This is a genomic window from Novosphingobium naphthalenivorans NBRC 102051 (assembly GCF_001590985.1).
Lineage (GTDB): Bacteria > Pseudomonadota > Alphaproteobacteria > Sphingomonadales > Sphingomonadaceae > Novosphingobium > Novosphingobium naphthalenivorans.
This window is the reverse complement of the sequence record NZ_BCTX01000191.1, coordinates 1-1,576: the sequence shown is the minus strand read 5'-3', so window position 1 is coordinate 1,576 and position 1,576 is coordinate 1. Positions and strand designations below refer to the sequence as shown.

The window sequence follows — 1,576 nt, the reverse complement described above, 5'->3', positions numbered from 1 at the left end:
AGGATACCGCCGGTTCGACAGCTACCTGCTCAGCGAACCCCAGGCGAAGCCGATCGTGTCGGCTCTCGGTCTGCCACCCACAGCCGGCGAATGGCTCGAACAGCGGGGCCGCGAACTTGACTGGCGGCTTAAGAAATTTGCCCAGCGCCTGAAGCGCGACGCTCTGGAGGGTGTGCGATATCGCGACGACCGCCTCCAGATATCCCCCGTTCGCACGATCGCGACGCCCGACGCCGAAGCGCTGGCCGACCGGCTCGATGCCATGATGCCACGCATCCGCATCACCGAGCTACTGCATGAGGTGGCGCAGGAAACCGGCTTTCTTGCGGCGTTCACCAACCTGCGTACCGGCGAGCCGTGTCCCAATGAAAACGCGCTGCTCGCCACGATCCTCGCCGATGCGACCAATCTCGGCCTGTCGCGCATGGCGGCGGCGAGTCAGGGCGTCACGCGCGATCAGCTCCTCTGGACCCATGACGCCTATATCCGCGACGACAGCTACCGCGCGGCGCTGGCCCTCCTCATCAACGCGCACCACCGCCTGCCATTCTCACGAGTATGGGGCGACGGCACCACGTCCAGTTCCGATGGCCAGTTCTTCAGGGCCGCGAAGCGCGGCGCGTCGGGCGGCGATATCAACGCCCGCTATGGCGTCGATCATGGCTTCAGCTTCTACACCCATAATTCTGATCAGCGCGCGCCCTACCACGTCAAAGTGATCTCGGCCGCGACGCATGAGGCGCCCTATGTCCTCGACGGCCTCACCAGCCACGGCACCGATCTCAGGATCGTCGAGCATTACACCGACACCGGCGGGGCGACCGATCATGTCTTCGCCCTGTGCGCGATGCTGGGATTTCGCTTCTGCCCGCGCCTGCGCGACTTCCCCGACAGGCGGCTCGCGCCGATCGCGCCGGTCACGGCCTATCCGTCCATCACCCCGCTGTTGGGCAAGCGTATCCGCACCGACATCATCGGTGAGCAATGGGAAGACGTGCTGCGCCTCGTAGGGTCGATCAAGGCCGGCCATGTCGCGCCATCGGTCATGCTGCGAAAGCTCGCTGCCTACGAACGGCAGAACCAGCTCGATGTCGCGCTACAGGAAATCGGCAAGATCGAGCGGACGCTGTTCATGCTGGACTGGCTAGAAAATCCCGATCTGCGCCGGCGATGCCATGCCGGTCTCAACAACAGCGAGCAGCGCCATGCCCTGACGCAGGCGATCTACACATTCCGCCAGGGCCGCATCATCGACCGCAGCCACGAGGCGCAGCAATATCGGGCGTCCGGCCTCAATCTGCTCGTCGCCGCGATCGTCTATTGGAACACGATCTACATGGATGCCGCCGCCCAGCATCTACGATCAACATCGGTCGCGGTGCCTGATGATCTACTCGCCCATACGTCCCCAGTAGGTTGGGAGCATATTGCTTTCTCGGGCGATTTCCTCTGGGATCGAGCAGCCGCTTCCGCTGGCCGCAAGGCCCTCAATCTGCCGCCGGATAGCCGCGCCGCCTAAGCGTTCGCTGATTGTTCGCCCTTAGCGTTGTTTAGCGTACCATCCACGCTATGCCCT

The 1,576-nt window shown here is 63.8% G+C and carries 1 protein-coding gene; it reads left to right on the top strand.

Features of this window, described 5'->3' with window-relative positions:
- Nucleotides 1-1,519: Tn3 family transposase (locus NN5_RS24630; RefSeq protein ID WP_157081334.1), on the top strand; the 1,519-nt coding region annotated here is incomplete at its 5' end.
- Nucleotides 1,520-1,576: the final 57 nt, after the last annotated feature.